Annotated in this window: 27 protein-coding genes, 1 tRNA gene, 1 pseudogene and 1 riboswitch; of the genes and pseudogenes, 22 read left to right on the top strand and 7 right to left on the bottom strand. The window is 48.0% G+C overall.

Annotation, left to right across the window (positions count from 1 at the left end; all coding sequences use genetic code 11):
* The first annotated feature begins 148 nt into the window (after positions 1–148).
* The 8 genes from ACTVDO_RS04345 (at position 149) to ACTVDO_RS04310 (ending at position 4,075) form a co-directional block, all read left to right on the top strand.
* Complete coding sequence (locus tag ACTVDO_RS04345) at positions 149–355, top strand: DUF1657 domain-containing protein (protein WP_020958988.1); 207 nt, start codon at positions 149–151, stop codon at positions 353–355.
* Positions 356–450: 95 nt separating this feature from the next.
* Complete coding sequence (locus tag ACTVDO_RS04340; RefSeq protein WP_023817513.1) at positions 451–927, top strand: YhcN/YlaJ family sporulation lipoprotein; 477 nt, start codon at positions 451–453, stop codon at positions 925–927.
* A gap of 11 nt (positions 928–938) precedes the next feature.
* On the top strand, positions 939–1,418 hold the full coding sequence (gene spoVAC / locus ACTVDO_RS04335; RefSeq protein ID WP_020958990.1) for a stage V sporulation protein AC: 480 nt from the start codon (positions 939–941) through the stop codon (positions 1,416–1,418).
* Positions 1,418–2,431, top strand: a complete 1,014-nt coding sequence (gene spoVAD, locus ACTVDO_RS04330) for a stage V sporulation protein AD (protein ID WP_020958991.1) — start codon at positions 1,418–1,420, stop codon at positions 2,429–2,431. The genes spoVAC and spoVAD overlap by 1 nt, the downstream gene beginning before the upstream one ends.
* 1 nt (position 2,432) lies before the next feature.
* Positions 2,433–2,789 (top strand): stage V sporulation protein AE, encoded by a 357-nt coding sequence (gene spoVAE / locus ACTVDO_RS04325; protein WP_020958992.1) that lies wholly within the window; start codon positions 2,433–2,435, stop codon positions 2,787–2,789.
* Between the two features lie 11 nt (positions 2,790–2,800).
* Positions 2,801–3,007 (top strand): DUF1657 domain-containing protein, encoded by a 207-nt coding sequence (locus ACTVDO_RS04320; protein WP_020958993.1) that lies wholly within the window; start codon positions 2,801–2,803, stop codon positions 3,005–3,007.
* 12 nt (positions 3,008–3,019) lie between these two features.
* Entirely contained in the window at positions 3,020–3,880 is an 861-nt protein-coding gene (locus ACTVDO_RS04315) for a DUF421 domain-containing protein (RefSeq protein ID WP_020958994.1), read from the top strand.
* A gap of 24 nt (positions 3,881–3,904) precedes the next feature.
* The gene (locus ACTVDO_RS04310) at positions 3,905–4,075 is read left to right on the top strand and encodes a hypothetical protein (RefSeq protein ID WP_020958995.1); all 171 of its coding nucleotides are present in this window, start codon (positions 3,905–3,907) and stop codon (positions 4,073–4,075) included.
* A 148-nt stretch (positions 4,076–4,223) separates the two neighbouring features.
* Here the strand turns inward: ACTVDO_RS04310 and ACTVDO_RS04305 are convergent, their stop codons facing one another.
* Entirely contained in the window at positions 4,224–4,544 is a 321-nt protein-coding gene (locus ACTVDO_RS04305) for a thioredoxin family protein (RefSeq protein WP_020958996.1), read from the bottom strand.
* A gap of 128 nt (positions 4,545–4,672) precedes the next feature.
* Between ACTVDO_RS04305 and ACTVDO_RS04300 the strand changes: the two genes are divergently transcribed.
* The 3 genes from ACTVDO_RS04300 to ACTVDO_RS04290 all read left to right on the top strand — a co-directional run bounded on the left by ACTVDO_RS04300 (position 4,673) and on the right by ACTVDO_RS04290 (position 5,500).
* Positions 4,673–4,909 carry a hypothetical protein gene (locus ACTVDO_RS04300; RefSeq protein ID WP_020958997.1) on the top strand — a complete coding sequence of 79 codons (237 nt, stop codon included), beginning with the start codon at positions 4,673–4,675 and terminating at the stop codon, positions 4,907–4,909.
* Positions 4,910–4,986: 77 nt separating this feature from the next.
* Positions 4,987–5,118, top strand: a complete 132-nt coding sequence (locus tag ACTVDO_RS04295) for a YjcZ family sporulation protein (RefSeq protein WP_020958998.1) — start codon at positions 4,987–4,989, stop codon at positions 5,116–5,118.
* 124 nt (positions 5,119–5,242) lie between these two features.
* On the top strand, positions 5,243–5,500 hold the full coding sequence (locus tag ACTVDO_RS04290; RefSeq protein WP_020958999.1) for a stage VI sporulation protein F: 258 nt from the start codon (positions 5,243–5,245) through the stop codon (positions 5,498–5,500).
* Between the two features lie 33 nt (positions 5,501–5,533).
* On the opposite strand, the gene ACTVDO_RS04285 is transcribed toward ACTVDO_RS04290, so the two are convergent.
* Genes ACTVDO_RS04285 through ACTVDO_RS04275 form a run of 3 tightly spaced genes read right to left on the bottom strand, consistent with a single transcriptional unit; the run spans position 5,534 to position 7,257 of the window.
* Positions 5,534–5,968: a GNAT family N-acetyltransferase gene (locus ACTVDO_RS04285; RefSeq protein WP_020959000.1), complete on the bottom strand. Its 435-nt coding sequence runs from the start codon at positions 5,966–5,968 to the stop codon at positions 5,534–5,536.
* Position 5,969: 1 nt separating this feature from the next.
* Positions 5,970–6,491 carry a YjcG family protein gene (locus ACTVDO_RS04280; RefSeq protein WP_020959001.1) on the bottom strand — a complete coding sequence of 174 codons (522 nt, stop codon included), beginning with the start codon at positions 6,489–6,491 and terminating at the stop codon, positions 5,970–5,972.
* 37 nt (positions 6,492–6,528) lie between these two features.
* Entirely contained in the window at positions 6,529–7,257 is a 729-nt protein-coding gene (locus ACTVDO_RS04275; protein ID WP_020959002.1) for an alpha/beta hydrolase, read from the bottom strand.
* 417 nt (positions 7,258–7,674) lie between these two features.
* Positions 7,675–7,785, top strand: a riboswitch (SAM riboswitch).
* A gap of 204 nt (positions 7,786–7,989) precedes the next feature.
* Between ACTVDO_RS04275 and ACTVDO_RS04270 the strand changes: the two genes are divergently transcribed.
* Both ACTVDO_RS04270 and metC read left to right on the top strand, forming a co-directional pair.
* The gene (locus ACTVDO_RS04270) at positions 7,990–9,093 is read left to right on the top strand and encodes a methionine biosynthesis PLP-dependent protein (RefSeq protein WP_020959003.1); all 1,104 of its coding nucleotides are present in this window, start codon (positions 7,990–7,992) and stop codon (positions 9,091–9,093) included.
* Positions 9,094–9,096: 3 nt separating this feature from the next.
* A complete protein-coding gene (metC, locus tag ACTVDO_RS04265) occupies positions 9,097–10,278 on the top strand; it encodes a cystathionine beta-lyase (protein ID WP_020959004.1) in 1,182 nt (393 codons plus the stop codon).
* Positions 10,279–10,358: 80 nt separating this feature from the next.
* On the opposite strand, the gene ACTVDO_RS04260 is transcribed toward metC, so the two are convergent.
* Positions 10,359–10,568, bottom strand: a complete 210-nt coding sequence (locus ACTVDO_RS04260) for a hypothetical protein (protein WP_020959005.1) — start codon at positions 10,566–10,568, stop codon at positions 10,359–10,361.
* A gap of 16 nt (positions 10,569–10,584) precedes the next feature.
* The gene (locus tag ACTVDO_RS04255) at positions 10,585–11,025 is read right to left on the bottom strand and encodes a hypothetical protein (RefSeq protein ID WP_020959006.1); all 441 of its coding nucleotides are present in this window, start codon (positions 11,023–11,025) and stop codon (positions 10,585–10,587) included.
* 270 nt (positions 11,026–11,295) lie between these two features.
* Between ACTVDO_RS04255 and ACTVDO_RS04250 the strand changes: the two genes are divergently transcribed.
* The 4 genes from ACTVDO_RS04250 (at position 11,296) to ACTVDO_RS04235 (ending at position 14,594) form a co-directional block, all read left to right on the top strand.
* Positions 11,296–11,991 (top strand): glycosyltransferase family 2 protein, encoded by a 696-nt coding sequence (locus ACTVDO_RS04250; protein ID WP_020959007.1) that lies wholly within the window; start codon positions 11,296–11,298, stop codon positions 11,989–11,991.
* 2 nt (positions 11,992–11,993) lie between these two features.
* Positions 11,994–13,106: a glycosyltransferase gene (locus tag ACTVDO_RS04245; RefSeq protein ID WP_442901119.1), complete on the top strand. Its 1,113-nt coding sequence runs from the start codon at positions 11,994–11,996 to the stop codon at positions 13,104–13,106.
* Positions 13,106–14,164 carry a polysaccharide pyruvyl transferase family protein gene (locus ACTVDO_RS04240; RefSeq protein WP_020959009.1) on the top strand — a complete coding sequence of 353 codons (1,059 nt, stop codon included), beginning with the start codon at positions 13,106–13,108 and terminating at the stop codon, positions 14,162–14,164. Before ACTVDO_RS04245 ends, ACTVDO_RS04240 begins: the two co-directional genes overlap by 1 nt.
* Before the next feature lie 357 nt (positions 14,165–14,521).
* Positions 14,522–14,594: transfer RNA gene (locus ACTVDO_RS04235), tRNA-Val, on the top strand.
* Between the two features lie 130 nt (positions 14,595–14,724).
* Here the strand turns inward: ACTVDO_RS04235 and ACTVDO_RS04230 are convergent.
* A pseudogene (locus ACTVDO_RS04230) lies at positions 14,725–14,904 on the bottom strand (tyrosine-type recombinase/integrase); the annotation flags it as partial.
* Between the two features lie 1,077 nt (positions 14,905–15,981).
* Here ACTVDO_RS04230 and ACTVDO_RS04225 point away from each other — a divergent pair.
* The 5 genes from ACTVDO_RS04225 to ACTVDO_RS04205 all read left to right on the top strand — a co-directional run bounded on the left by ACTVDO_RS04225 (position 15,982) and on the right by ACTVDO_RS04205 (position 24,977).
* On the top strand, positions 15,982–17,922 hold the full coding sequence (locus ACTVDO_RS04225; protein WP_020959011.1) for an N-6 DNA methylase: 1,941 nt from the start codon (positions 15,982–15,984) through the stop codon (positions 17,920–17,922).
* Positions 17,923–18,600 carry a hypothetical protein gene (locus tag ACTVDO_RS04220; RefSeq protein WP_020959012.1) on the top strand — a complete coding sequence of 226 codons (678 nt, stop codon included), beginning with the start codon at positions 17,923–17,925 and terminating at the stop codon, positions 18,598–18,600. It abuts the gene before it with no gap.
* A 246-nt stretch (positions 18,601–18,846) separates the two neighbouring features.
* A complete protein-coding gene (gene hsdR / locus ACTVDO_RS04215; protein ID WP_442901118.1) occupies positions 18,847–22,089 on the top strand; it encodes a type I restriction-modification system endonuclease in 3,243 nt (1,080 codons plus the stop codon).
* Entirely contained in the window at positions 22,090–23,571 is a 1,482-nt protein-coding gene (locus ACTVDO_RS04210; RefSeq protein WP_442901117.1) for a type I restriction-modification system subunit M, read from the top strand.
* Complete coding sequence (locus ACTVDO_RS04205) at positions 23,568–24,977, top strand: restriction endonuclease subunit S (protein ID WP_020959015.1); 1,410 nt, start codon at positions 23,568–23,570, stop codon at positions 24,975–24,977. The genes ACTVDO_RS04210 and ACTVDO_RS04205 overlap by 4 nt, the downstream gene beginning before the upstream one ends.
* The last annotated feature ends 23 nt before the right edge of the window (positions 24,978–25,000 follow it).

The raw sequence follows: 25,000 nt of genomic DNA, 5'->3' as shown, positions 1-25,000 counted from the left end.
GCCTGTGGCAACGGCGCCCTTTTTGCGTCTGAAAAGCGAAAAGGAAGGTGGATTGTTTTACAGTAAATGACAATTATAATTTAACGGCGAAAAACCATTCTAATCAGTGTCACCACCAATTTTACACCACACAAGGAGGACACGAATCATGACTGTTGCTACACAAGTAAAACAAACGTTAGCTGGACTAAAAACCGCCCAAGCCAGCTTTGAAACGTTTGCGCTGCAAACAGAAAACCAGGCGGCGAAGCAGCTTTACCAACAAGCTGCCCAACAAACTCAAGCGGTGATCGATTTAGTGAACTCGCGCGTGCAAGAAATTCAAAACGAAGAGCCACAATATAAACAACAGTAACATTTGTTGAGACAAATGTTGCGGTTCGGGCGGAAAGGTTGGCGGCACGCCAACCTTTTCCCCGCTTGACAGAAATACATAAAACGAATGGGTTGATGGCGATGAAACAATGGTGGTTGGCAGCTATGGCCGCCTTCGTGGTAGTCAGCGGCTGCGCGAGAGAGGAAACTGAACAAAAACAATCGCTGCAAGGAGCGGATTTGATGCGGGCCCAAACATCCGGGACGGCACAAGGAGCCAGGCTTGATCAAGGGCCGGCCGAGCGGGCTGCCGCTTATTTGCGCGGACGCGAGGACATCCGGGATGTCGTGGCGGTCAACAGCGGGGACCGGCTGCTTGTTGCGTATCAAATTCCCCATATGCAGCGATGGAACCGAAAGAACATCGAAAAAGACGTTGAAGACCGATTGCGTCAGATGTTTCCCGGCTATAAGGTGATCTCCTCAAGCGACTTGAAAATCTTTTGGAAAACGCAGCAATTAAAAACAAAGATGGTCAACAAACGCTGGGATGGGAGAGAGGTCAACCGGGAAATCGGACGCATTGAAAAGTTGAGCAAAGAGCAGACATAAGAGGTGTCACTATGGCGAATGAAAAGCGGAAAAAGTTAACTCCGGTTCAACAGGAGTACCACTTATTTGAAAAGAAACGGGAAACGAAGCGCCCGATCGTCCGCAACTGTGCCTGCGCGTTTCTTGTCGGCGGAATCATTTGTGTAATTGGGCAGGCGATCTCGTATTTTTACATGTACTTTTTCGATTTCACGGAGCAAACGGTGGGCAATCCGACAGTGGCGACGATGGTGTTCATCTCGATGATTTTGACCGGCCTCGGCGTCTATGATCGGATCGCCCAATTCGCCGGGGCGGGAAGCGCTGTGCCGGTAACCGGGTTTGGAAACGCCGTCATTTCCGCCGCCATTGAGCACCGGACAGAAGGATTTGTGCTCGGCGTCGGGTCGAACATGTTTAAGCTCGCCGGCTCCGTCATTTTGTTCGGCACATTTGCCGCGTTTGTCGTCGCCCTCATTAAAACGATCGCCATACAATGGGGGGGATTGTAATGTTAAAAGGGCATCGGACGTGGGTGTTTGCCAATAAGCCGGCGATTATTGCCACAGCGGCCGTCGGCGGGCCGTTTGAAGCAAACGGCCGCCTCGCTGAGGATTTCGATTTGCTGCATGAAGATTTGTGGCTTGGCGAGGAGTCGTATGAGAAAGCGCACCGTGTATTGCTTGAGGAAGCCGCGTTTCAAGCAATGGAGAAAGCCGGATTGGAAAAGGAGAAAATTCAATTTCTGATTGCGGGCGATTTAATTAACCAAATGACGCCGACAAGTTTCGCCGCCCGGACGCTCGGCCCATCGTATCTCGGCGTTTTTGGAGCTTGTTCTACGTCGATGGAAGGGTTGGCGCTCAGCGCTTTTATCACCAACTATGGCGGGGCAGACTATATCTTGACCGGCGCATCGAGCCATAACGCCGCTGTTGAAAAACAGTTCCGCTATCCGACCGAATACGGCGGCCAAAAGCCGCCGACAGCGCAATGGACGGTGACCGGAGCCGGGGTGGCGATCGTCAGTCCGAAAGGAGACGGACCGCGCGTGACGGCAGCGACGATTGGCCGTGTTGTTGATATGGGGCTCGCCGACCCGTTCAACATGGGCGGGGCGATGGCGCCGGCGGCGGTCGATACGATTGAAGCGCATTTGCGCGATATGCAAATTGACGCATCGCACTACGATTTGATTGTTACGGGCGACTTAGGAAGAATCGGGCGCCAAGTTTCCCTCGATTTGCTTCGTCAGCACGGCATTGAGCTCGATGAGGAGCGCTATCAAGACTGCGGGTTGCTCATTTACCGCGACGGTCAGCCGGTGCTGTCCGGGGCAAGCGGAGCGGCTTGTTCCGCTGTCGTCATTTATGGGCATTTGCTTAAGCGGATGCGGCGCGGCGAGCTGAAGCGCATTTTAGCGGTGGCGACAGGGGCGTTATTATCGCCGTTGTCGTTTCAGCAAAACGAAACGATTCCGTGCATCGCTCATGCGGTGGCGATCGAGTATGGAGGTGAGGCGTAGCGTGTTGGCCATGTTTTTTTGGGCGTTTGTCATCGGCGGGTTGATTTGTGTTATTGGACAAATTTTAATGGATGTCTTTAAGTTGACTCCCGCCCATACATTAACGATTCTTGTTGTCGCTGGGGCGATTTTGGACGGGTTCGGGTTATACGAGCCGCTGATTGATTTTGCCGGAGCCGGGGCGACGATTCCGATCACAAGTTTTGGAAATTCTCTCGTCCACGGTGCGATGCAAGAAGCGGAAAAACACGGCATTGTCGGCGTGTTGACCGGCATGTTTGAAGTCACAAGCGCCGGCATTTCCGCCGCCATCGTCTTCGGGTTTATCGGGGCGCTTTTGTTCCGCCCGAAAGGATAGGAGGGACGTATATGACCGTTGCTTCACAAGTAAAACAAACGTTAGCGAGCTTAAAGGGGATTCACGCCGGGTTGCAGCAGTTGGCGCTTACATCCCAGGACGAAACAGCGCAGCGGACGTTTCATGAGGCGATGCTCACAACCGAGGAGATCATCGCTGAACTGAAAGATCGCGTTGGCCGGCTCGAGTTTGAGGAGCCGCAATATCATGGAAAGTAAGGAGCATGATCCATGCCTGTATGGTTAGAAGCCGCCATTCGTTCCATTTGTATTTTGATCGGACTGTTTATCATTACTCGCATCCTTGGCAAAAAGCCATTGGCCAAGCTGTCATTTTTCGAATATATTGTCGGCATTACGGTCGGTGACATCGCCGGAACAATGTCCGTCGATTTAGGGATTTCGCTTCAGGAAGGGATCACGAGCATTTTAATTTGGTCGCTCATTCCGGTGTTGGCCGCCCGCATTTCGTTGCGCAATAAAAAGTTCCGCGATTTTGTCGAAGGGAATTCCACCATTTTGATTAAAAACGGCAAAATTTTAGAGGAAAACTTAAAGAGGGAAAAATACACGGTCGACGAGCTGCTTGAACAGCTGCGCAAAAAAGACGTGTTTCGTGTGGCCGACGTGGAGTTTGCCTTGTTGGAACCAAACGGCGATCTCAACGTCTTGCTGAAGCGGGAAAAACAGCCGCTCACGGTCGGCGATGTATTTCCGAACCCGCCGCGGGAAAAAGAGCCGCAAACCGTCATTATGGACGGCATGATTTTGGATGAGCCGCTTGCGACGATGGGGCTCGGCCGCGGCTGGCTGCAAGAACAGCTTGACAAACAAGGGGTGGCGGTCGAAAACGTCTTCCTCGCCCAAGTCGATTCCTATGGCCAGCTGACGATTGATTTGTACGATGACAAAATTCAAGTGGCGGAGCCGCAAGAGAAAAAGTTGTTGTTGGCGGCAATGAAAAAAGTGCAAGCCGACTTCGAATTGTATGCACTGCAAACCGATTCGCAAGAGGCGAAAGCGGTCTATGAAAAAAATGCAGCGAAAATGACGGAGCTCATCCAAAAGGTCGAGCCGTTATTGCGAAATTAATGAGCGGTAAGGGAGGATCAGATCATGGAAAATAAGCGGACAAAAACAACGGACGAGGAAATCCAAATTCAGCTGAAAACAGATGGCCGTCCCGAACGGGCGCGGACGACCGACGAGGAAATTTCGATTGAATTTATGTTCGATGATCCGCAATTGACACGCCAGCCGAAAGATTACGATGAGATCGAATATTAAGCGCTCTGTGATCGAAAAGGTGTCCCAGGCAACGTACCGGGACACCTCTTCTTTATGACCGTATAGACGGAAAAAACAATGATCCGAAAATGACTGCATTCATGCCGCCCGGGGAGTGTCCGCTCCAAAATGGACCGGGAAGAGGCGGCTAAGAAGGCAGCGACTGCAAAAAGGCGCGCACTTCTTCCGGCGTTTTCGCGTTGGCGCTATGCAGATGGGCGATTTTTTCTCCGTTTTGGAACACAAGAAGGCTTGGGATGCCGAGCACTTGGTATTTCTCGCCAAGTTCCGGAAAGTGATCACGGTCGATCTCAAACCAGTCGTATTGCCCGTAATCGCGGATGATGTCATCGATGAACATATTCAAGCGTACACAGTCAGGACACCAAGTTGTGTAAAATTTGACGACAGCCGGTTTGCTGCCAGAAATGGCCGCCGTGAACTGATCGTTCGTTTCGATGTTTTGCATGCCTTTTTCCCCCATTTCATGTTATCGTTCATCTTTACTTTACCATATGGTGCAGGAAAAAAAGAACGATAACGCCTTCACCTTCGGACACCGGTTTTGCATACAACAGAAAGAAAGGGGGGAAAGGTGTGAGCAAAGAGCTGGAAAAAGCGCTCGAAGCGTGGGTTGCATCAAGAAAAGAAGGACATGAGCAGTTCATTCGTTTGTTTGAACAATGGGGGAATGATTTCAACAAACAGCTGCAAGAAATCGAAAAACTCAACAACGGGTTTTTAAAAAGCGTGCAAGGCAATTTAGGCTATATCGAGCAGTGGTTTACGAAAAAGGAAAAGGAGTTTGCCGAGCTGTTCCGCCTATTTGGTTGACAAAATGACGCGTGCGCCCATACGTCGCTTCAGACCGGTGAATACGATACAGTAAACGGAGAAGGAGGTGCACGAGGATGGGCTTCTGCGGCTACGGATTTCCGTACTATGGCTACGGCTATGGCGGCTTTGGCTATGGCGGTGGCTTTGTGCTGATTGTTGTTTTGTTCATCTTGTTAATTATTGTCGGCGCGGCATTTGTCGGCTAACGGAAAAAACGAATCGTATACGGGCCGTTTCGGCGCTGCGGAGCGGCTCGTATTTTTTCTTTCCCCTTTGATGCACCTTCTTAGGGAGGCGTCATACGATATACAGGGAGAAGGAGGCAGAAAAATGGATCAGCAATTTTTTAAAAACATTGAGAAAAAAACAGGCGTGAACATGAAAGACATTTTCGAGCTTGCCAACTCGCTGCAAAACGCCAATTTCAACGATGAAAAAACGGTGCGCCAAGTGGTGAAGCGGGTGGCGCAAATCGCCAACCGAAAAGTGCCGAAAGAACTCGAAGACCAGATCGTCAAAACGATCGTCCATAGCGGCAAACAAATTGATTTTAATACGATCGCCAATATGCTGAACAATAAAAAATAAGCAAAAGGGAGCTGTGCGCGCGCAAGCTCCCTTTTATTCGAGCGATTTCACCATCGTGACGTGTGGAATGCCGGCATCCATAAACACCCCGGATACCGTCTCGTAGCCGAGCTTTTCATAAAACGGTTCGGCGTGTGTTTGGGCGTTCAGTTTCACTTTTTTTGCCCCTTTTGTTTTCGCGAGCCGCTCCAACGCTTCCATCACCATCCGGCCGGCGCCGCGGCCGCGGTAAGACGGCAAAACGCAGATGCGCTCCGCTTTGCCGATGCTTTCGCCGATCAAGCGAAGCCGTCCGGCCGCAACTGGTTTTTCGCCATCATACAAGACGAGATGGGATGATTCTTGTTCAAATGCATCAATTTCTTCCTCTTCCGGCACATTTTGCTCCTCAATAAATACGAGCCGGCGGACATGCAAAGCGTCCTCATACAAGGGGCGATCTTTTGTTGTTCCAATGGCGATGTTCATGTTATACCGTTTCCTTTCCTCCGACGACAAACGTTTCATAGACGGTCCATGACCCGTTCTCAAGCTGGTAAAGAAGGTGGAACCGGTCGATCGTCTCTTCAAAATGGACGTTTTGCAGCTTCAGCTGGCTGTAAACATCGGCATATTCCGCACCCGGCAAATCGCGGCCGATTGTAATGTGCGGCACGAACACAAACTCCGGCTTTCCGGCAAACAAGCCGCTGTGCAGATGCTGATGGAGGCGCTCAAGCACATCGTTTGGCTCGACTTTCAAATAAATGATGTTGCTTGTCGGGTAAAACGAGCTGAATTTCGTCACTTTAACCGGAATCGGCTCCGTTTCCGCCGCGATGCGGCGCAGCTCTTTCGTCATCTCTTTCAGTTGCCCCTCATCCGCCTCAAACGGATATTTCAGCGTAATGTGCGGCGGAATGAGGGCGTAATGGCTGTCATACCGTTTCCGGTACGAGTTGGCAAAGTCTTGAATGCGTTTTGACGGAAATAATACAATGCCGTATTTCATCCCGATTTCCCTCCTTAGATGGTTGTATTTCAATGGTTTACAGCGACAAAAGAGCGGATACGGCCCTCGGCACGTCAGGCTGCCAATACGTCCACGCATGGCCGCCGGCAAACTCATGGTACGTGTAGGCGTACCGTTTTTCCATAAATAAGTCCCGTGCCATACGATTTGGTGTAATAAAGTCGCGTACACGGCCGTCCGTTGATTTCACGGCTGTTTCTTCCGCGCCGATGGAATGATAAATCGAAAGAAGCGACGGATCGCGGAACGCGCGGATACGCGCCAACACCGAGTCATCGATGTAAGGGGACTGCATGGCGATGTTTCCAAATGTATGCGGATACAACAGCCCGGCTAACAACGAGACCGTTCCGCCGAGCGAATCGCCGATCAGCGCCCGGCCTTTGCCGATTTGGTAGGTCGGCAGCTCGTGATCCAAAAACGGAACGAGTTCATGGGCTAAAAAACGAATGTACGCCTCGTGCTTTTGCCCTGCCGGGTGGTATTTCTCGTAGCGGTCGTTCACATTCCGATACGGGATACCGACGACAACCGTCCGATCGATCGTTCCTTCGTCCATGAGCGTCTCGATGACGGTTTTGATTTTTCCGTACATAAAATAATCTTTGCCGTCTTGAGCGATTAGTAAAGAATATTTGTGAAGCGGAGAAAAATTGCTTGGCAAATACACGAGCAGTTCAATTTTCTCCTGAAGCTCCCCGCTGTAAAGCGCATAATCACGCATCGTTCCTGCTGCGGCTGCCATGACCATCCTCCATGAACACAATAAGTTCACCTGTTATTGTAACATATTTTGGCGAAAAGATGTTAATGGAGAGCGCGAATTTTTCGCGAATTTGCCGAACATTGGCAGCGGCAAAAAAATGACTTGCAAAAACGGCCGGAATACGTTACATTTTTTAATAAATTAACGTCTTTCCGAAAGAAGTCTCCCACTTCTAAGTGAAGTGAAAGTGGGAGATGAATGTCGGTTGGCGTTAGCCAACGAATATGATCGAATATGGCGAGAACGGACACCTTCGGAACGAAGGGAAGCGTAAAGGGTTCTTGTGTGTGGCTTACCGTTCGGCGAACACACACAAGTCGCTTGAAGCCCTCACCTCTAAGCGAAGTGTAGGTAGTGGGTAGTTCACTAAATTAACAAAATTAAATATACGTTCTGTTCTTATCGAGAGAAGCGGAGGGAACTGGCCCTGCGAAGCTTCAGCAACCAGCCGGAAACCGGTCAGGTGCTAAATCCAGCGAATTGAGCATTCAATTCGGAAGATAAGAAGAAGCATGACCATGGGTATGGAAAAGTCTTCTTCTTAGAAGACTTTTTTTATTTGCCTTTGTTTAGGCGGCCGCTCCGCCGACCGGTGAGGCGTGTTGGAGCCGAGGTGTCCGGCTGCCGAGACAAGCAGCGGTGCGCTTTAGGCGTCATGGCCGTCGGCCGTTTGACCACGAGAGAATTTTTCAGCAGAAGGAGAGAGATGAGATGGAGAAACTGGAAACATTGTTGGCGCAAATTGGCAACCGAAGTGAAACGGTGACCGGGACGGTCAACCCGCCCGTCTATTTTTCGACCGCCTATCGCCATGCCGGAATCGGGGAGTCGACCGGGTTTGACTACATCCGTACCGGCAATCCGACGCGCAAAATCGTCGAAGAGGCGATCGCCAAGCTAGAAGGCGGTGACCAAGGCTATGCCTTTAGTTCCGGCATGGCGGCCATCCAGACGGTGCTCGCCTTGTTTGAGAGCGGAGACGAGTTTCTCGTATCGGCCGACCTTTACGGCGGCACGTACCGCCTGTTTGAGCGCGGCTGGCGCAAATACGGTCTTCGGTTTCATTACGTTGACTTCACTGATCCTAGTGCGGTGGAAAAAACGATAACGGAAAAAACGAAAGCCATTTTCTTGGAAACGCCAACCAACCCGCTCATGCAGGAAGCGGACATCCTTGCCGTGGCCGAACTCGCCAAGCGGCACGGGCTGTTGTTGATCGTCGATAACACGTTTTACACCCCGGTGCTCCAGCGTCCGATTGAAGAAGGAGCCGATATCGTCATCCATAGCGCGACGAAATACTTAGGCGGCCATAACGACGTGTTGGCCGGGCTTGTTGTCGCCAAGGGCGAGGAGCTTTGTCAACGGTTGGCCGAGTACCATAACGCCATCGGCGCGGTGTTGTCGCCGTTTGATTCGTGGCTGCTCATCCGCGGGATGAAAACGTTGGCGCTAAGGATGCGCCAGCATGAAGAAAACGCCAAGCGCATCAGCGCGTTTTTGCGCGAACATGAAGATGTCATAGACGTCCTATATCCGGGAAGAGGCGGGATGTTGTCATTCCGGATTGCCGATGAGAAGTGGGTGAACGGATTTTTAAAAAGCTTGCGTCTCATTACGTTCGCCGAAAGCTTAGGCGGAGTCGAAAGCTTCATCACGTACCCGGCGACGCAGACACACGCCGACATTCCGGAAGACATCCGCATTCAAAACGGCGTCTGCAACCGATTGCTCCGCTTTTCGGTCGGCATCGAACATGCCGATGATTTAATCGCCGACCTGGCGCAAGCATTCAAAAACATGAAAGAGGTGTGAGCGATGGAACGGGAATGGTCGTTTTCAACGAAACTGCTCCATAACGAATGGAAAGTCGACCGCGAAACGGGAGCGGTGAGTGTGCCGATCCAGCACGCCTCCACGTTCCATCAGTTTGATTTCGACGCGTTCGGCAAATACGACTACAGCCGCTCCGGCAACCCGACGCGCGAGGCGCTTGAGGAAGCGATCGCCGCCTTAGAAGGCGGCGTGCGCGGATTCGCCTTCGCCTCCGGCATGGCGGCCATCTCGACCGCGTTTTTGCTTTTGTCCAAAGGCGACCATGTGGTTGTGACCGAAGACGTCTACGGCGGCACGTATCGGATGGTCACGGAAGTGTTGAACCGGTTTGGCATCGAGCATACGTTTGTCGATATGACCGATTTGCATGCCGTGGCCGAAAACATCCGGCCGAACACGAAAGTCATTTATATGGAAACGCCGTCCAATCCGTTGTTAAAAGTGACCGACATTCAAGGCGTCGTCAAGCTGGCGAAGGCGCACGGCTGTTTGACGTTTCTCGACAACACGTTTATGACGCCGGCGCTGCAACGGCCGCTTGACCTTGGCGTCGACGTCGTCCTCCATAGCGCGACGAAGTTTTTAGCCGGCCATAGCGATGTCGTCGCCGGGCTGGCGGCTGTGAAGGATGAGGAATTAGGAAAACAGCTCTACAAGCTGCAAAACGCCTTTGGCGCCATCCTCGGCGTCCAAGACGCCTGGCTCGTGCTGCGCGGCATCAAAACGCTCCACGTCCGGCTGAAGCAGTCATCCGAATCCGCCCTAGCCATCGCCGAGTATTTGGCGCGCCACCCGAAAGTGGAAGAGGTGTACTATCCGGGGCTTTCGCACCACCCGGGCCATGCGGTTCAGCGCCAGCAGGCGGCCGGGTTTGGCGCCGTCTTGTCGTTCCGACTCGCCGATGAAGACGCAGCCCGGACGTTCGTCCGAAACGTCCGCCTGCCCGTGTTTGCTGTCAGCCTCGGAGCCGTCGAGTCGATTTTGTCATATCCGGCGAAAATGTCGCATGCGGCCATGCCGAAAGACGAACGGCTCCGCCGCGGCATTACCGACGGCTTGCTGAGGCTGAGCGTCGGGCTGGAAGATGTGAACGATTTGATCGCCGATTTCGAGCAGGCGCTGTCATATGTCAACGAACGGCCATCGGCCATCCCTGCGCGGTAACAACAAAGGTATGCACCGCTTTTAGGTGCATACCTTCGTTGTCGTCGTTCCGTCAGGGAAAGCCAAGCGGGAGCCGCCCGCTACACTTCCCGGACAAAATTGACAGCCGTCAGCGGAATGAGCACTGTCCGCGTTTCCCGCTCATATCCGCCTGCTTCCGCCTGAATCTCGATCGTTCCGTCCTCGACGTCGGTCAATTGTCCTTCAATCAAGTTGTTGTCCGTCGCGACTTGGAGCGTCTCTCCGATGAGGCGGCGGAGCTGCTCTTCGAATGTGGCCGCAAAGTCCATCGTTTCCTCCCTCCTTTCAGTCCAAACGGGCGACGGCTTGAATGCTGGCAAACGGAACATAAACGAACCGCCCGAGCGCATCTTCAAGCACGACATAATCAGTGCGGACGGCGATGACCGTGCCGGCCACCGGGCCGAAATTGACTGTGATTTCCACCCTTTCCCCAATTAAGTCCTCCAGCTCGTCGCCAATATCTTCCACGGGTGGCGCTCCTGTGCGCAGCTCGGCCAAAATGGCTTGCAACAGTTCCCGCTCATCTTCTAAAATGGCCCGCTGTTCCTGCTCCTCGTCAAGAATGCGGCGCAAAATCCGTTCGGTGTCGCCTCCGTGATCGGCGATGTCTTCTAATAAAGAGACAATCTGTTCAACAGTAGAGTCATCCAAGTCTAGCTTTTCAAGCCATTTGCGGATCTTTTTCAACTCTTTCGCTACTTCACGCAAACGTTTATGGCCCAACGCCTGTTCCTCCTTCCTTTTCTTTCGTTCGTTAACTACGTTATGCGCGATTCTTTCATTCGACACGGGTGCATATCCGGAGAAAAAAGAACGATTTTTTGAATTGGGGTGTAGGGAAAACGGTCGATTTTTGTCAGGAGAAACGGTGGATGAACGATAGGAAAAAAGATAGAAAGGAGGGGGTATATTCTACTGTTTTGCAAAAAAATCAGCGTTCGACTCTCACGATGAAGAAGAGAAATGGATATATAGTGAATGAGGTGATTGCTGATGGCGCCAGAGCGAAAAAAAGACTTCATCAGCGTCGTCATTCCGTGTTATAACGCATCGCGTTATATAGAAGACTGCCTAAATGGGCTAATCAAGCAAACGTATCGCCAGTTTGAGGCGATTATTGTCGACGATGGATCGGGCGATGGGAGCGAAGAAGCGGTGAAACGATGGATGAACGAACATTCCCCATTTTTCCCTATCGTTTATCTGAAGCTCCCGCGCAACGTCGGATTTGCCGGCGCGTTAACGGTCGGTTATTTTTTAAGCCAAGGCGAGTATATCGCCGTCCACGATGCTGATGACATTTCCCATCCTGAACGGTTTGAAAAACAACTTTCCTTTTTACACCGGCACCCGCACATCGCCTTAGTCGGCACGAATTACGCCGCCTTTCCCGACGGCCATTTCGAGCAAAAGACGCCCGCCAACTGGCTCGCGTACGGGCGCGACATCCGCCGCGTCTATGCGGAAGGAAAACATTGCATTTGCCATGGCACGATCATGTTTCGCGGCGGAGTGTTTGACCAACTCGGCGGGCCGACAAGGCGGATTCACGGGGCAGAAGATTATGAATTTATCGTCAAATTTTTAAACGCCAAGCTGGAAGTGGAAAATTTGCCTGACATTTTGTACTACTACCGCAGCCATCCGCAACAGCGCTCGCGCCAGTTTTATAAGAAGGGAGGGAGCTGACGATGCGCGTACTTCTCGTGCTTGATGGCCTTGACTTCGGCGGGACGGAAACGCACGCCTTCAGCTTGGCGAAGGAAATGGCAGCCCGCGGTGTTCATGTTGCTGTCGCCGCCCGCGGCGGGGCGCTGGCCAACCGCTTCGGGGAAGTGGGCTGTCCGCTGCACCTTATCGGTTTTCCAACGGCGATCGATATAGATGAACAACGGAAACAACAGCTGATTGAGCAACTTGAAGCGGTGATGAAGAAGGAAAACATCTCGATCGTTCACGCCCATCAAACCCCATCCGGCATCCTCGCCGCATTAGCGGCGCGCCGCCGCGGCATTCCGGTCGTCTTTACCGCCCATGGCACGTACTACCCGCCCGCCGAGCTGGAAGAAATGCTTCGTCTTGCCTCCGCCGCAATTGCTGTCAGCCCGCCGGTCGAGCGGCATATTGCCCCGCTCATTTCCAAACGGGTTCTCATCCCAAACGGCGTGGATATGAACGAATTTGCCCCGCGCGGCTGCGGAGGGCGGCAGGCGCTCGGCATCCCGGACGACGCTTTGGTCATCGTCTACAGCAGCCGTCTCGCCTGGGCGAAAGCTGGGATTTGTTTCATGTTTTTAAAAGCGTGCAAAGATTTGAAACGGCTGTTTCCGAACTTGCACGCCGTCGTGGTCGGGGACGGCCCGCGTTTTTCCGACGCGCAAAACCTAGTCCGCCTTATCCACCAAACGTGCCGCGAGTCGTTTCTCCATCTCGTTGGCGAACAACGCGATATGGCTTTCTATTACTCGCTTGCTGATGCCGTCGTCGGCACCGGACGCGTCGCTTTAGAAGCCATGGCATGCGGCAAACCGGTGCTCGCCGCCGGCAACCACGGCTACTTCGGCATTGTCGAACCGAGCCATTACGCCGAAGCGTGGGAATGTTACTTCGGCGATCACGGCTCGCGTCAAGGGTGCAGCCGCTATCTTCTTTCTCAAGATTTAAAACGGCTGCTTTCTTCATCGTCTGATCGCGAACGACTCGGCCAGGCCGGGCGGGAGTGGGTAAGGCAGCAGTTTTATATCAAAACGTGTGTTGATCAAGTGCTTGACGTCTATGCATCCTTATTGAAAGGGGAATCGTGATGATGAAACATGTGCTGTACATCGGCTGGCTCGGCTTTCACAACGTTGGCGATGAGCTGTTATGGAACCTTTTTGCTGCCTATGCCCGCCAATACGCCCCCGACGTCCGCATCACGCCGTCCACACCTACGGTCAACTGGAAAGACATTAGCCCGTACGACGCTGTTGTGCTCGGCGGCGGGTCGCTGTTGCTGCCGGGGTATATGGCCGTGTTGCATGAGGCGCATGAAGCGGGAAAACCAATATGGATATGGGGAAGCGGCATCGACTGGATCGGCCCGAGCGCGACCGCCGCGTTGCTTGCGGGCGCTAACCCCGCGCTCGGCAGCCATTTCTCCGCCAACGACGCCGAGCGGTTCCGCACCGTCCTCGCCGCGGCCGCCTTCGCCGGCATCCGCGGCCCGCTCAGCGAAGCGGCATTGCAAACGCTAGGCGCCTGCTCTTCAAACGTCCGCGTCATCGGTGATCCCGGGCTGTTGTTAGCGCCGCCTGCCCAAGCTGAACCGCCAAATAAAGAAAAAACGATCGGCCTCAACTGGGGGACGACATACAACCGCCTTTTCGGCCAAAACGAAGCGCTCGTCGAAGACACCCTCGCCCGCGCCGCGAAAATGTGGATCGCCAACGGCTATCGCATTTATTTGTACACCGTCTGGCCGAACGACCGCCCCGCCTGCGAGCGGCTATACCGGAAAATCAACTGCCCCGAGCGCGTCACCTTCGACCGTGCGCCATACAACGAACAACAGCTGCTGCACCTTCTCCGCCCGTTCACCGCCACCGTCAATTTCAAACTCCACGCCAACGTCCTGTCCCTGGCCGCCGGCGTCCCCGCCGTCATGCTCGGCTACCGGTTCAAAGTGTTCGACTTCGCCGCCTCCATCGGCCTTGAGCGTTGCGTCGTTTCGACCGCAAGCCCGCAGCTCGAAACGGATTTGCTTGAAACCGTCGCCTTTGCCGAAGACCAACAACACCGCATCATCGCCCAATACGAAACCGCCCGCCGCCGCTATGTTCCGCTCTTGCTCGAACCGTTCAAACGCGGGCTGTTTCTTTAACAGATTTCCGAAAGAAGTCTCCCGCCTCAAGGAACGCGAAGGGGGCAACCGAGTGAGCAGGTGGGAGAGAAATGTCGGGTGGCGTTCGCCAACGAATATGATCGAAGATGGTGAGAACGGACATCTTCGGAGCGAAGGGAAGCGTAAAGGGTCCTTGTGTGCGGCTTGCCGTTCGGCGAACAAGCACGAGTCGCTTGAAGCCCTGCCTTTAAGCAAAGCGTAGGTGGCGGGTAGTTCACGGGGAAGGCCTCTTCCCCTTTTTCAACATGAACAGCGATTTTTTTAAAAAAAGTTGTTGACAATGTATAGGCCCGTCTATATAATAAAAAATGTGTTCGATAGCGGACAGCAAAATATGATTCCGTAGCTCAGCTGGGAGAGCGCCACCTTGACAGGGTGGAGGTCGCTGGTTCGAGCCCAGTCGGAATCACTAAAATGAGAGGCTTGAAATCCTTGCGTATCAAGGGTTTCAAGCTTTTTCGTTTTATTGGCAATTGTGTTGCAATCTCCGTGATTTAAAAACTTGCACAAAACTTGCACCTTTAGTCAACTAAAGGATTTTAACTCTGTTTTAACAGGGCATTTTCAAATTTCTCTGCCGCTTGCTCTTGTAAATCATCGCTGACATGTGAGTATAAATCTAAAGTTATACCAACGCGAGAATGTCCCAGCCGCTCGCTAACCACTTTTGGATTTTCTCCTTGCTGCATTAAGATGGTTGCATGTGTATGCCGCAAATCGCATTCCTGTGAAAATCGCAAGAAGGTAAGGGATCTATAGAGCTATCTTTAATCAGATTCAGAAATCGATTTACCTCATCTACTGTCCATGTTATTTTTTCTTCACTTTAAAAAAGGGTATTCGGATCATCTGGTGGAATACAATTTAGGTTTAGTTATCCCCTAGTGTTTTGTTACACTATTTTTTTCGAACTGTGCAACAAGTTATTCCGATATTATGGGTAGTCCTATGATAGAATTAAATTACATTCTTAGGACGGTGACATTTATGAAAGAGTTTTTATCTAGTTTTTTACTTATTACCAGTTGGCTTATATTTGCAATAAGTGGATACCTATTTATTTGGACAATCTTCTTCGTTTATGCCATTGTACCAGCCTTTTTGAGTTTAGCTGTTGGCTTATTCTGCTTTTATTGCTCAAAGAAGCTGGACAGTAACATCAAAAAGAATTCTTAAAATCCCCCTATGTCGCAGTATGTGTCTACTTTATATAATTCCGAAATTAACGGTTTTCACCCCTTAATCTGAAGAACCAAAAAAGTAGAGAAAATGGGTTAAAATGTTTTGTCTAGAGGTTTTGAAAACCTAATTAGATACAGGAGAATAGTTAAGTCCTAGTTAGTGATTGAGAGTTTTATCTATAAATGTGGAAGTAGGTACCGTCAAAAGTTCTATGAAAACTCCATACAGATCATCGCATTGAGCATCGTGAGGCATCCTGGGAGCCGGATTCACCCTTGACCAACACCCGCCAAAGGTGCGGAAGAGTCGTCAAGGGCGGCGGGGACAAAAAAGAAGGCATAGGAAAGCCGCCCTTGCCATGGCCGAATTTTACTTTTTTGGGGGGATTGTATTAAAACTAAAAAGGAATTAAAAATACCCTTTACAAAAATTTCATTGTATGTTATATTAAAAACGCAGGGATGGTCAACCATAAGTTACTTCATTAAATAATGAGTAATGTCTTTGAAGACAATCCTTGCGACAATGGAATTATTGAATAAGGAAGTTTCTTTTTTGTATTAAAATTAAAAAGGAATTAATAATACTTTATTTAAAAATTAGGAGGTAAAATAATGAGCCGCGACAAAGCGTTGCAATTTATTCATGAATTAGAAAATCAATTTAATAAGAAAGAAATTGAAGCGGAAAAAGGATTAACAGTCGAATTATTAAAGCTGCATACTCTGTTTTTTGCCATGGAGAATGAAAAATATGGTGAGAAGTTCACAAACATCATAACAAGGGAAGAACTTAAAAATCGCGGCGGAAATGTAAAAGAGACCATCCAATCTTTATACCGTATGCTTGAAAGTATAGAGCCTTCACTCTCTGGCGTGTTTCTTAACGATACATTCAAGAACATCGAGGAAACCACTCTTTATAAATTAGTGGTTCTTCTTGAACGATATGGATTAACGAAAACGGAGTATCAACATAGCGAGGCTACGGCAGTTTTTTTTGAAACATTAATAAAAGAGCTGCTTGCGTCCTCAAAAGGTTATGACTTCACACCTGATGGTCTGTCACAGCTAATGATTCAGGCATTAAAGCCAACCACGGGATCCGTATATGACGGAACTGCTGGAATTGCAAATATACTGGTTGATGCTTACCGATACGCTAAAGGCAAAGGAAAAGATATTACTGTTTATGGACAAGAGATTAATGAGGAGTTATATGTTATTGGCAAGCTGAATTTGTTTGTCAATCATATCTTGCCAGAACAGGGGGATATGAAATTAGGTGATACCATTCGTGACCCGAAATGGCTTGAAAATGGGCGTCTGATGCAATTTGACTATATTATGATGAATTTCCCATTCGGTTTAAGAGATTGGGGATATGAGTTTGCCATCAATGACCCTTATCATCGATTTGAATTATATGATCTTCCATCTAAATCACAAGGAGATTATTCCTTTATATTACATGCATTGGCGTCTTTAAATCAGGAAGGGAAAGCGGCATTAATCGTTCCTTTTGGAACACTGGTTAGAGGTGCGGCAGAAAGAAAAATTCGCTCCATCTTATTAAAAGACGATGTAATCGAAAGCATTGTTTCCCTTCCAAACAATTTATTTAGCGGAACGGGTATTCAGGTGGCGCTTCTTCTATTGAATAAACATAAACCAAGCCACAAAAAAGGCAAAGTGCAATTCATTAATGCCGAAGGGGATTATGAGCGGACAAGAACACAGAAATATTTGACTTCCAAACATGTCCAGAAAATCATTGAAACGCTCGAGGAATATGAAAACAAAGAAAAATACTCACGCATTGTTGCTATAGATGAAATTGCCGAAAATAATTGGGACTTAAACCCATCCTTATACTTCATTCATGTGGAACTGGACACAGAATTCGGCAAGATCGTCTTTAATAAGAAAAAATACGAAAGCGAAGCGGAAAAACTTGTGCAGATCGGGGATATTGCGGAGGTCATCCGCGGCGTGAATCTTCCAACCCGTAGACAAATCGAAAGTGCAGACGGGGAGTTATTCCCTGTTATTCAAATACGAGATATCGAAAATGGAGAAATACGATTTGAAACCATTGATGAATTTCCGATTCAAACAAGAGATGTACAGCGTGTTACCGCACAGCCGGGGGACATTTTAGTGTCAAGCAGGGGAACCCAACAGAAAATTGCCATTGTTCCGGAATACGACGGAACGATTTTAGTATCGAATATGTTTATTATCATTCGCCTTCATTCTACGAAAGAAGTCGATCCTGTCTACGTCAAACGTTTCTTAGAAAGTCCGATTGGTCAATACTTTTTTGAAGCTCATCAAAGCGGATCCATTGCAACGGTTCTAACTCCAAATGATATTCGTTCCATTGAGTTGCCTTTGCTTCCTATTGAGCAGCAACAGGAGATGATTAGACAACTGGAAGAAGCAGATGAATTAATTCGCAAAGCTTATGAAGAGAGGAAGCAAAAATACTTTGATGCTTATCAAAAGTTTGGCATCGGAGCTTTTATCCGACCAATGACAAAGCAGGGGGAATGAGTGTTGAAAAAGAAACTTCTTCTTGAATTAAGAAATAGTCTAAGAAGACGAGGATTTTGGGTGGACGTAGTAGATGAAGAATTAGTTTTGGATGTATGGTATTCAAAATCCAACTTCATCGAAATGGTCAGTTTATTAACAGCATTACAAATAGGCGTTAGCATTGGCGAACAAGGGATTCGGCTGAAGCCGAATACCCTTGTTTCGGATGAACTATTCCAGCAAATAGAGTTTTTTCATCGACAAGGATGGAACTGGTTTTCTGTTTTCAGACCACAAGAAGTCCCAGTTGCATGGAATCATAATCCAGACAATGACCTCTCTATATTGGATTTGGATAGCGGCATTGCTAGTCTAGTATTTGCATTAAATAAAGTCGGGTTATATACTTCTATGAGTTGTGACGGCCATGGGCAAAGAGAGCCAAACATCTGGCTACGCAGACAGGATCATGCTGAAACAATCCGGGACATACTTATGGAAGCTAATCAACAAGTCAGTTTTGCGTATGATTGGGAAATAAAGAAAGGATATAGAAATATTGCGCTAACTGCAAAGAGACGTTTATCCAACGATAAATGGGATGTGGAGAAAATACAGGACGATGCATTAGCTTTATCAGAATATATTTATAAAAACTATTCTGCATCTGATGGTAAGAAGTTGAAGTTGTTATAATAGAGTTTCTTAAGGAGTAGGGAATGCGATGATGTATAAAAGTTTGCCTAGTGGCTGTCGAACTCAGATCAGAGACACCCCATCTATCTTGCATTACACAAAATTCTTGATGGTGCTATAAGAGTAATGTAAATTTCATGATAAAATAGAACTATGATAATTTCTTTCAGGCAATAATGTATTGGCAAATATTTATTAAGTATTAGACTGAGTGCGCAGAGAAATATGTATGGGTGAGGTGTGTATATGTTACACAATTTTCGTTTCTTAGAAGAAAAATGGGAAATTCTCGCCCGTGTTGGGGAAACGGCGGAACGGAATGTATATCAAAATCCAAACGTGACGATTAGTGAGTTGAGAAAATTTGCGGAAACGATTACAAAATATATTTTAGCTTTAGAAGAAATTCGGGAAGAACGGGGAACTGATCAGCAAGAACGTCTAAGAGTTCTGTTTTACGAGCAAATTATCCCGAAAGAAATATATGACTTATTTACGGTTATTCGGTTGAAAGGGAATGAAGCGGTACATAATCCGGGTTATGGAGAAGTAAACGAAGCAAAAGCTTTATTGCATATGGCGTTCCGCATAGCCGTTTGGTTTATGGAAGTGTATGGCGATTGGTCATTCCAAGCTCCAGAGTATATTGAACCGACACCACAAGCATCTATATCAGCGGATGAGTTGGATCATGTCGTCAAGTCATACGAAGAAAAGCTTGCTCAATTGAAAACAGAGCTTGAAAAGATACGGAAAGAACAGCTATATATTAGCAGTGAAGAAAAGCAAAAACGACGTGAATTCTCTCAACGCGCCGTCGCTAACTTTGAATTGACAGAGGCAGAAACCCGTATTCTTATTGACCAACAGTTACGGGATGCTGGATGGGAGGCTGACTCTGAAAAATTACGGTTTTCTAAAGGAGCTCGTCCGGAAAAGGGACGAAACATGGCCATCGCGGAATGGCCTTTAAAACGCGGTTACGCCGATTACGCACTATTTATTGGCCTTGAACTAGTGGGAATCATTGAGGCGAAACGCGCCAGCAAAGATATTCCATCCGACATTGAACAAGCAAAAGAATATGCAAAATTAGTCGTTCGACATGGTGATGAAGTGATCCATGAACCGTGGGGAGATTACTTTGTCCCATTTCTCTTTGCGACAAATGGGCGGCCATATTTAAAACAACTCGAACAAAAATCAGGCATTTGGTTTTTAGATGCCCGAAAATCGACGAACCATCCACGCCCGCTGCAAGGTTGGTACACTCCTCGCGGGTTAAAAAAATTGTTGGAGCAAGATATCGAACGTTCGGAACAATTTTTGCGTGGTGAAAAATTTGGTTATCTGAAATTAAGACCTTACCAAGTGAAAGCCATTCAAGCCGTTGAAAAAGCACTGGAAGAGAAAAAACGCAGCATTTTAATCGCAATGGCAACCGGAACAGGAAAAACGCGAATGGCGATCGGCCTCATTTACCGATTGCTCAAAGCAAAGCGGTTTCACCGAATTTTATTCCTTGTTGACCGAAAAGCGCTAGCGGAACAAGCGGAAAGTGCTTTTAAAGAAAGCAAGATGGAAAGTTTCCATACGTTCACCGAAATTTATAGCTTACAATCGTTGTACGATCAAAAACCAGATGACGAAACGAAAGTGCATATCGCTACCGTACAAGGGATGCTAAAACGAATTTTTTATAACGACCGCCCGGAAGACATCCCGCCGGTGGATCAATATGACTGCATCATTGTGGACGAAGCCCATCGCGGCTATACGTTAGATAAAGAAATGGATGAGGTGGAACTGCAATTTAGGGATCATCAAGACTATGTCAGCAAATACCGCAAAGTGCTCGATTATTTTGATGCCGTCCGCATCGGGTTGACGGCAACGCCGGCACTTCATACGACAGAGATCTTTGGTCCGCCTGTCTTCACGTACTCTTACCGGGAAGCGGTAGTGGATGGCTATTTAGTCGACCATGAACCCCCGTACCAATTTGAAACGGTGTTGAAAAAAGAAGGGATAACGTGGGCGAAAGGGGAAACGGCCGAGGTGTATGACACGGTGACAGGAACGATTTCCCAAGAATATTTAGAAGACGAAGTCAATATTGATGTGTCTCAGTTTAACACAAAAGTCATTACGGAAAGCTTTAATCGTGTCATCATTCGTGAATTGACGAAATATATTTCTCCGGATGATGAAGGAAAAACGTTAATTTTTGCTGCTACGGATGATCACGCCGACTTAGTCGTTCGCCTTTTAAAAGAAGAGTTCGAAACACTATACGGTGAAGTCGAAGACAACGCGGTGATGAAAATTACCGGTTCGATTAAAGATCCTTCCGGTGCGATCCGCCGTTTTAAAAACGAAAAATATCCAACAATTGTCGTTACGGTTGATTTGCTGACGACGGGTGTGGACGTGCCGGCGATTACGAATCTTGTCTTCTTGCGGCGTGTTCGCTCGCGCATTCTGTACGAACAAATGTTAGGACGCGCAACGAGAAGATGCGAAGACATCCAAAAAGACCACTTTAAAATTTTTGATGCGGTTGGGATTTACGAATCTTTAAAACCATACACAAGCATGAAGCCGGTCGTGACGCGCCCGAATATTTCGCTGACGCAATTAGTCGAAGAATTAGAGGGGCTAGAAAAAACGGAACATCTGCAATATCAAAAAGAACAAATGATTGCCAAAATCCAGCGGAAAAAGCGAAAATGGTCCGATCGGCAGCATCAAGACTTTAAAGTGCTGTCCGGCGGTAAAACGGTCGATGAGTTTATCGATTGGGTAAAAGCCTTGCAGCCGGATGAATTACCTGTACAATTAAAAGAGTACAAATCGATGTTCCGCTATATGGATGAAAACCGCTACCGGGAAAATAAGCAATATATTTCCCAACATGAGGATCGGCTGATTGCCGTTAAACGCGGATACGGAAATGCGGAAAAGCCAGATGACTACTTGCAATCGTTCGGTGAATTTATTCGCAACAATATGAACAAAATCCCAGCTTTAATGATTGTTTGTCAACGTCCAACCGAGTTAACGAGAGAAGAATTGAAACAGCTGCTGCTCGAATTGGACCAAAAAGGCTTTTCCGAGAAAAAACTGCAAGCGGCATGGCGGGAGGCGAAAAACGAAGACATCGCGGCGGACGTCATCGCCTTCATTCGCCAGCAAGCGCTAGGTGACCCGCTCATTAGCCATGAAGACCGAATTAAAAACGCCATGAGGAAAATTTACCAAATGAAAGCATGGCCGCCGGTGCAAAAGAAATGGCTCGAACGCATTGAAAAGCAATTACTGCAAGAATATGTTCTTCATCCAGATCCGGAAAAAGCGTTTGAATATGAGCCATTTAAAAGCCACGGAGGTTTTAAACAATTAAATAAAATTTTCGACGGACAATTACCTCACATTATTCGGGAAATTAATTACAACTTATACAACTATTCTAAGAAGGAGCAAGCGTAGATGAACAACAGAGAAATCGTGCAAAAGCTATGGAATTTATGTAACGTGCTTCGTGATGACGGCATTACGTATCATCAATATGTGACAGAGCTAACGTATTTGTTGTTCTTAAAAATGATGAAAGAGACCGGTCAAGAATATATCATTCCGGAAAAATATCGTTGGGATTCATTAGTGAAGAAAGACGGGATTGAACTAAAAGAGCATTACCAACAGTTGTTACTTGATTTAGGAAAAGAGGGAAATGAATTATTAAAACAAATTTATACGGACGCGACATCGAATATTAGAGAACCAAAGAACCTAGAAAAAATTATTCAATCCATCAATAACTTAGATTGGTACAACGCGAAGCAAGAAGGTTTAGGCGATTTGTACGAAGGACTGTTAGAAAAGAACGCGAGTGAAGTCAAATCAGGAGCGGGGCAATATTTTACGCCTCGCGTCCTCATTGATGTTATTGTAGAACTTGTGAATCCACAGCCGGGAGAACGTTGTCACGATCCGGCTGCTGGAACGTTCGGTTTTATGATTGCGGCGGACCGTCATGTTCGGGAGCAAACGGATGATTATTTTGATTTGTCACAAGAAGAAATCGAGTTCCAAAAATATAAAGCTTTCTCAGGAGTGGAGCTTGTCAGAGATACGCATCGCTTAGCGGTCATGAATGCGTTGCTCCATGATATTCATGGAGAAATCTTGTTAGGCGATACCCTCTCATCACTTGGTGAGAGTTTGAAAAATTATGATGTGATTTTAACGAATCCGCCGTTTGGAACGAAAAAAGGCGGCGAGCGGGCAACACGAACAGACTTTACCTTTACAACATCAAACAAACAGCTGAATTTCTTGCAACATATTTACAGAGCTTTAAAACCGAATGGAAAAGCACGAGCCGCTGTTGTTGTACCTGACAACGTATTGTTTGAAGGCGGAGTTGGCGCTGACATTCGTCGCGACTTGATGGACAAATGCAACGTCCATACGATTTTACGATTGCCGACCGGCATTTTCTACGCCCAAGGGGTGAAGACGAACGTCTTATTTTTCACCCGCGGGAAAACCGATGTCGGCAATACGAAAGAAGTATGGGTGTACGATTTGCGGACGAACATGCCTTCCTTCGGTAAACGGAATCCGTTGACGAAAGAACATTTTGAAGGATTTATCGAAGCCTACACGGCAGAAGACCGCCGCCAAGTCAACGACGAACGGTGGAACGTCTTCACCCGCGACGACATCGCCAAAAAAGGCGACACGCTCGACATCGGATTGATCGCCGACGAATCGCTGTCCGTCTACGACAATTTGCCCGACCCGATCGACTCCGCCGAAGAAGCGGTGGAAAAGCTGGAGCTTGCCATCTCGCTGCTTCAAGACGTGATCGCTGAATTGAAAGCGGCCGAACACTCGCCCCGCTACGAACCTACGAAAAACGAAACGCTCAAAGTCGCTGAACAATCCGGAGTGTGGGAACGATGAGCAAGGCGAAACGACCATCCATCGAACAACTGCTCGAAGAAGCACTCGTGCCAAAAGACGAACAGCCGTACGAAGTACCGGGGAATTGGGTGTGGGTGAGGTTGGGAGCTATATTTGAACAGGAAAAAGAACAAATTCAGCCAACTGGGGCAGAAAAATATATCGGTTTAGAACATTTACTCAGTGGAGGTGGCATCGTTGAAGTAGGTGATACACAAGGGTTAAAAAGTAAAAAAGTTGTATTTAAAAAAGGGGACGTATTGTATGGTAAGTTACGTCCCTACCTCAACAAACATACAGTTGTGGATTTTGAAGGGGTAGCTTCGACAGATATTATTGTATTCCGAAGCCGATACTTAGTATTAAATAAACTCCTAGACATTTTTCTTGGGTTACCATACGTAATAAAATATGCGAACGAAAATAGCAATGGAATAAATTTACCTAGGATTTCCCCTAAAGCTATGTCAAACCTTCCGTTTCCACTGTCACCGTTAAACGAACAAAAACGCATCACCGACAAAATCGAGCGGCTGTTTGCGAAAATTGACGAGGCGAAGCGGTTGATTGAGGAAGTGAAGGAGTCGATTGAGCGAAGACGGGCGGCGGTTTTGGACAAGGCGTTTCGGGGACAGCTAGGGACAAATGACCCGAGCGAGAAAAGTATATTAGCAATGTCTGACGATCTAAGTGAAAAAGACGTTATTCCAAAAGAACAATGGCCTTATGAGGTGCCGGGGAATTGGACGTGGACCAAGCTAAAATCATGTTTGAGAAGATTGCAATATGGATACACAGCAGCATCGTCGATTTTGGCGGAAGGACCGAAGTATCTGCGTATAACGGATATACAAAATGACAATGTTGATTGGGAAGCAGTCCCATACTGTAAAATAGACAAGAAACTACTAGGGAAATATCAACTGAATAAAGGAGATATCGTTATTGCAAGAACAGGAGCAACTACTGGAAAAAGTTTTTTGATTAATGACGTGCCATTTTGTTCTGTTTTTGCTTCTTATTTAATTCGATTGACGACGAATGATAATTTGAACCCATACTACCTATGGAATTATTTAAAAAGCTCAATGTATTGGAAGCAGATCACTATTGTAAAAAAGGGAATCGCTCAACCGGGAGCCAATGCTCGGATTATCGGAGAGCTTATCGTTCCCCTGCCTCCTGTTTCGGAACAAAAACGCATCGCCGAGAAACTCGACAGCTTATTAGAGAAATTGGAGAATGAAAAACAACTCGTTTTGGCCGTGGAAGAAAAACTTGATTTATTGAAACAATCCATTCTCCACAAAGCCTTCCGCGGGGAACTTGGCACAAATGATCCCAACGACGAACACGCGGTCGAGTTGTTAAAAGAAGTATTGTGTTCATCAGGCGGACAGCGGTGATGCTGTTCGCTTGATCCAATCAT

The sequence above is a fragment of the Geobacillus sp. BK01 genome, from assembly GCF_052220245.1.
Classification (GTDB): Bacteria; Bacillota; Bacilli; order Bacillales; family Anoxybacillaceae; genus Geobacillus.
Note: the sequence above shows the minus strand (reverse complement) of the source record. Positions and strands in the feature narration are given on the sequence as shown.

Coding starts and splice junctions, on each gene's coding strand:
- spoVAD (WP_020958991.1), top strand. CDS start 1,418: ATGTTAAAAGGGCATCGGACGTGGGTGTTTGCCAATAAGCCGGCGATT.
- ACTVDO_RS04295 (WP_020958998.1), top strand. CDS start 4,987: ATGGGCTTCTGCGGCTACGGATTTCCGTACTATGGCTACGGCTATGGC.
- ACTVDO_RS04345 (WP_020958988.1), top strand. CDS start 149: ATGACTGTTGCTACACAAGTAAAACAAACGTTAGCTGGACTAAAAACC.
- metC (WP_020959004.1), top strand. CDS start 9,097: ATGGAACGGGAATGGTCGTTTTCAACGAAACTGCTCCATAACGAATGG.
- ACTVDO_RS04260 (WP_020959005.1), bottom strand. CDS start 10,568: ATGGACTTTGCGGCCACATTCGAAGAGCAGCTCCGCCGCCTCATCGGA.
- ACTVDO_RS04275 (WP_020959002.1), bottom strand. CDS start 7,257: ATGGCAGCCGCAGCAGGAACGATGCGTGATTATGCGCTTTACAGCGGG.
- ACTVDO_RS04205 (WP_020959015.1), top strand. CDS start 23,568: ATGAGCAAGGCGAAACGACCATCCATCGAACAACTGCTCGAAGAAGCA.
- ACTVDO_RS04340 (WP_023817513.1), top strand. CDS start 451: ATGGCGATGAAACAATGGTGGTTGGCAGCTATGGCCGCCTTCGTGGTA.
- spoVAC (WP_020958990.1), top strand. CDS start 939: ATGGCGAATGAAAAGCGGAAAAAGTTAACTCCGGTTCAACAGGAGTAC.
- ACTVDO_RS04315 (WP_020958994.1), top strand. CDS start 3,020: ATGCCTGTATGGTTAGAAGCCGCCATTCGTTCCATTTGTATTTTGATC.
- ACTVDO_RS04320 (WP_020958993.1), top strand. CDS start 2,801: ATGACCGTTGCTTCACAAGTAAAACAAACGTTAGCGAGCTTAAAGGGG.
- ACTVDO_RS04240 (WP_020959009.1), top strand. CDS start 13,106: ATGATGAAACATGTGCTGTACATCGGCTGGCTCGGCTTTCACAACGTT.
- ACTVDO_RS04250 (WP_020959007.1), top strand. CDS start 11,296: ATGGCGCCAGAGCGAAAAAAAGACTTCATCAGCGTCGTCATTCCGTGT.
- ACTVDO_RS04285 (WP_020959000.1), bottom strand. CDS start 5,968: ATGAACATCGCCATTGGAACAACAAAAGATCGCCCCTTGTATGAGGAC.
- ACTVDO_RS04280 (WP_020959001.1), bottom strand. CDS start 6,491: ATGAAATACGGCATTGTATTATTTCCGTCAAAACGCATTCAAGACTTT.
- ACTVDO_RS04245 (WP_442901119.1), top strand. CDS start 11,994: ATGCGCGTACTTCTCGTGCTTGATGGCCTTGACTTCGGCGGGACGGAA.
- ACTVDO_RS04290 (WP_020958999.1), top strand. CDS start 5,243: ATGGATCAGCAATTTTTTAAAAACATTGAGAAAAAAACAGGCGTGAAC.
- hsdR (WP_442901118.1), top strand. CDS start 18,847: ATGTTACACAATTTTCGTTTCTTAGAAGAAAAATGGGAAATTCTCGCC.
- ACTVDO_RS04210 (WP_442901117.1), top strand. CDS start 22,090: ATGAACAACAGAGAAATCGTGCAAAAGCTATGGAATTTATGTAACGTG.
- ACTVDO_RS04310 (WP_020958995.1), top strand. CDS start 3,905: ATGGAAAATAAGCGGACAAAAACAACGGACGAGGAAATCCAAATTCAG.
- ACTVDO_RS04305 (WP_020958996.1), bottom strand. CDS start 4,544: ATGCAAAACATCGAAACGAACGATCAGTTCACGGCGGCCATTTCTGGC.
- ACTVDO_RS04225 (WP_020959011.1), top strand. CDS start 15,982: ATGAGCCGCGACAAAGCGTTGCAATTTATTCATGAATTAGAAAATCAA.
- ACTVDO_RS04270 (WP_020959003.1), top strand. CDS start 7,990: ATGGAGAAACTGGAAACATTGTTGGCGCAAATTGGCAACCGAAGTGAA.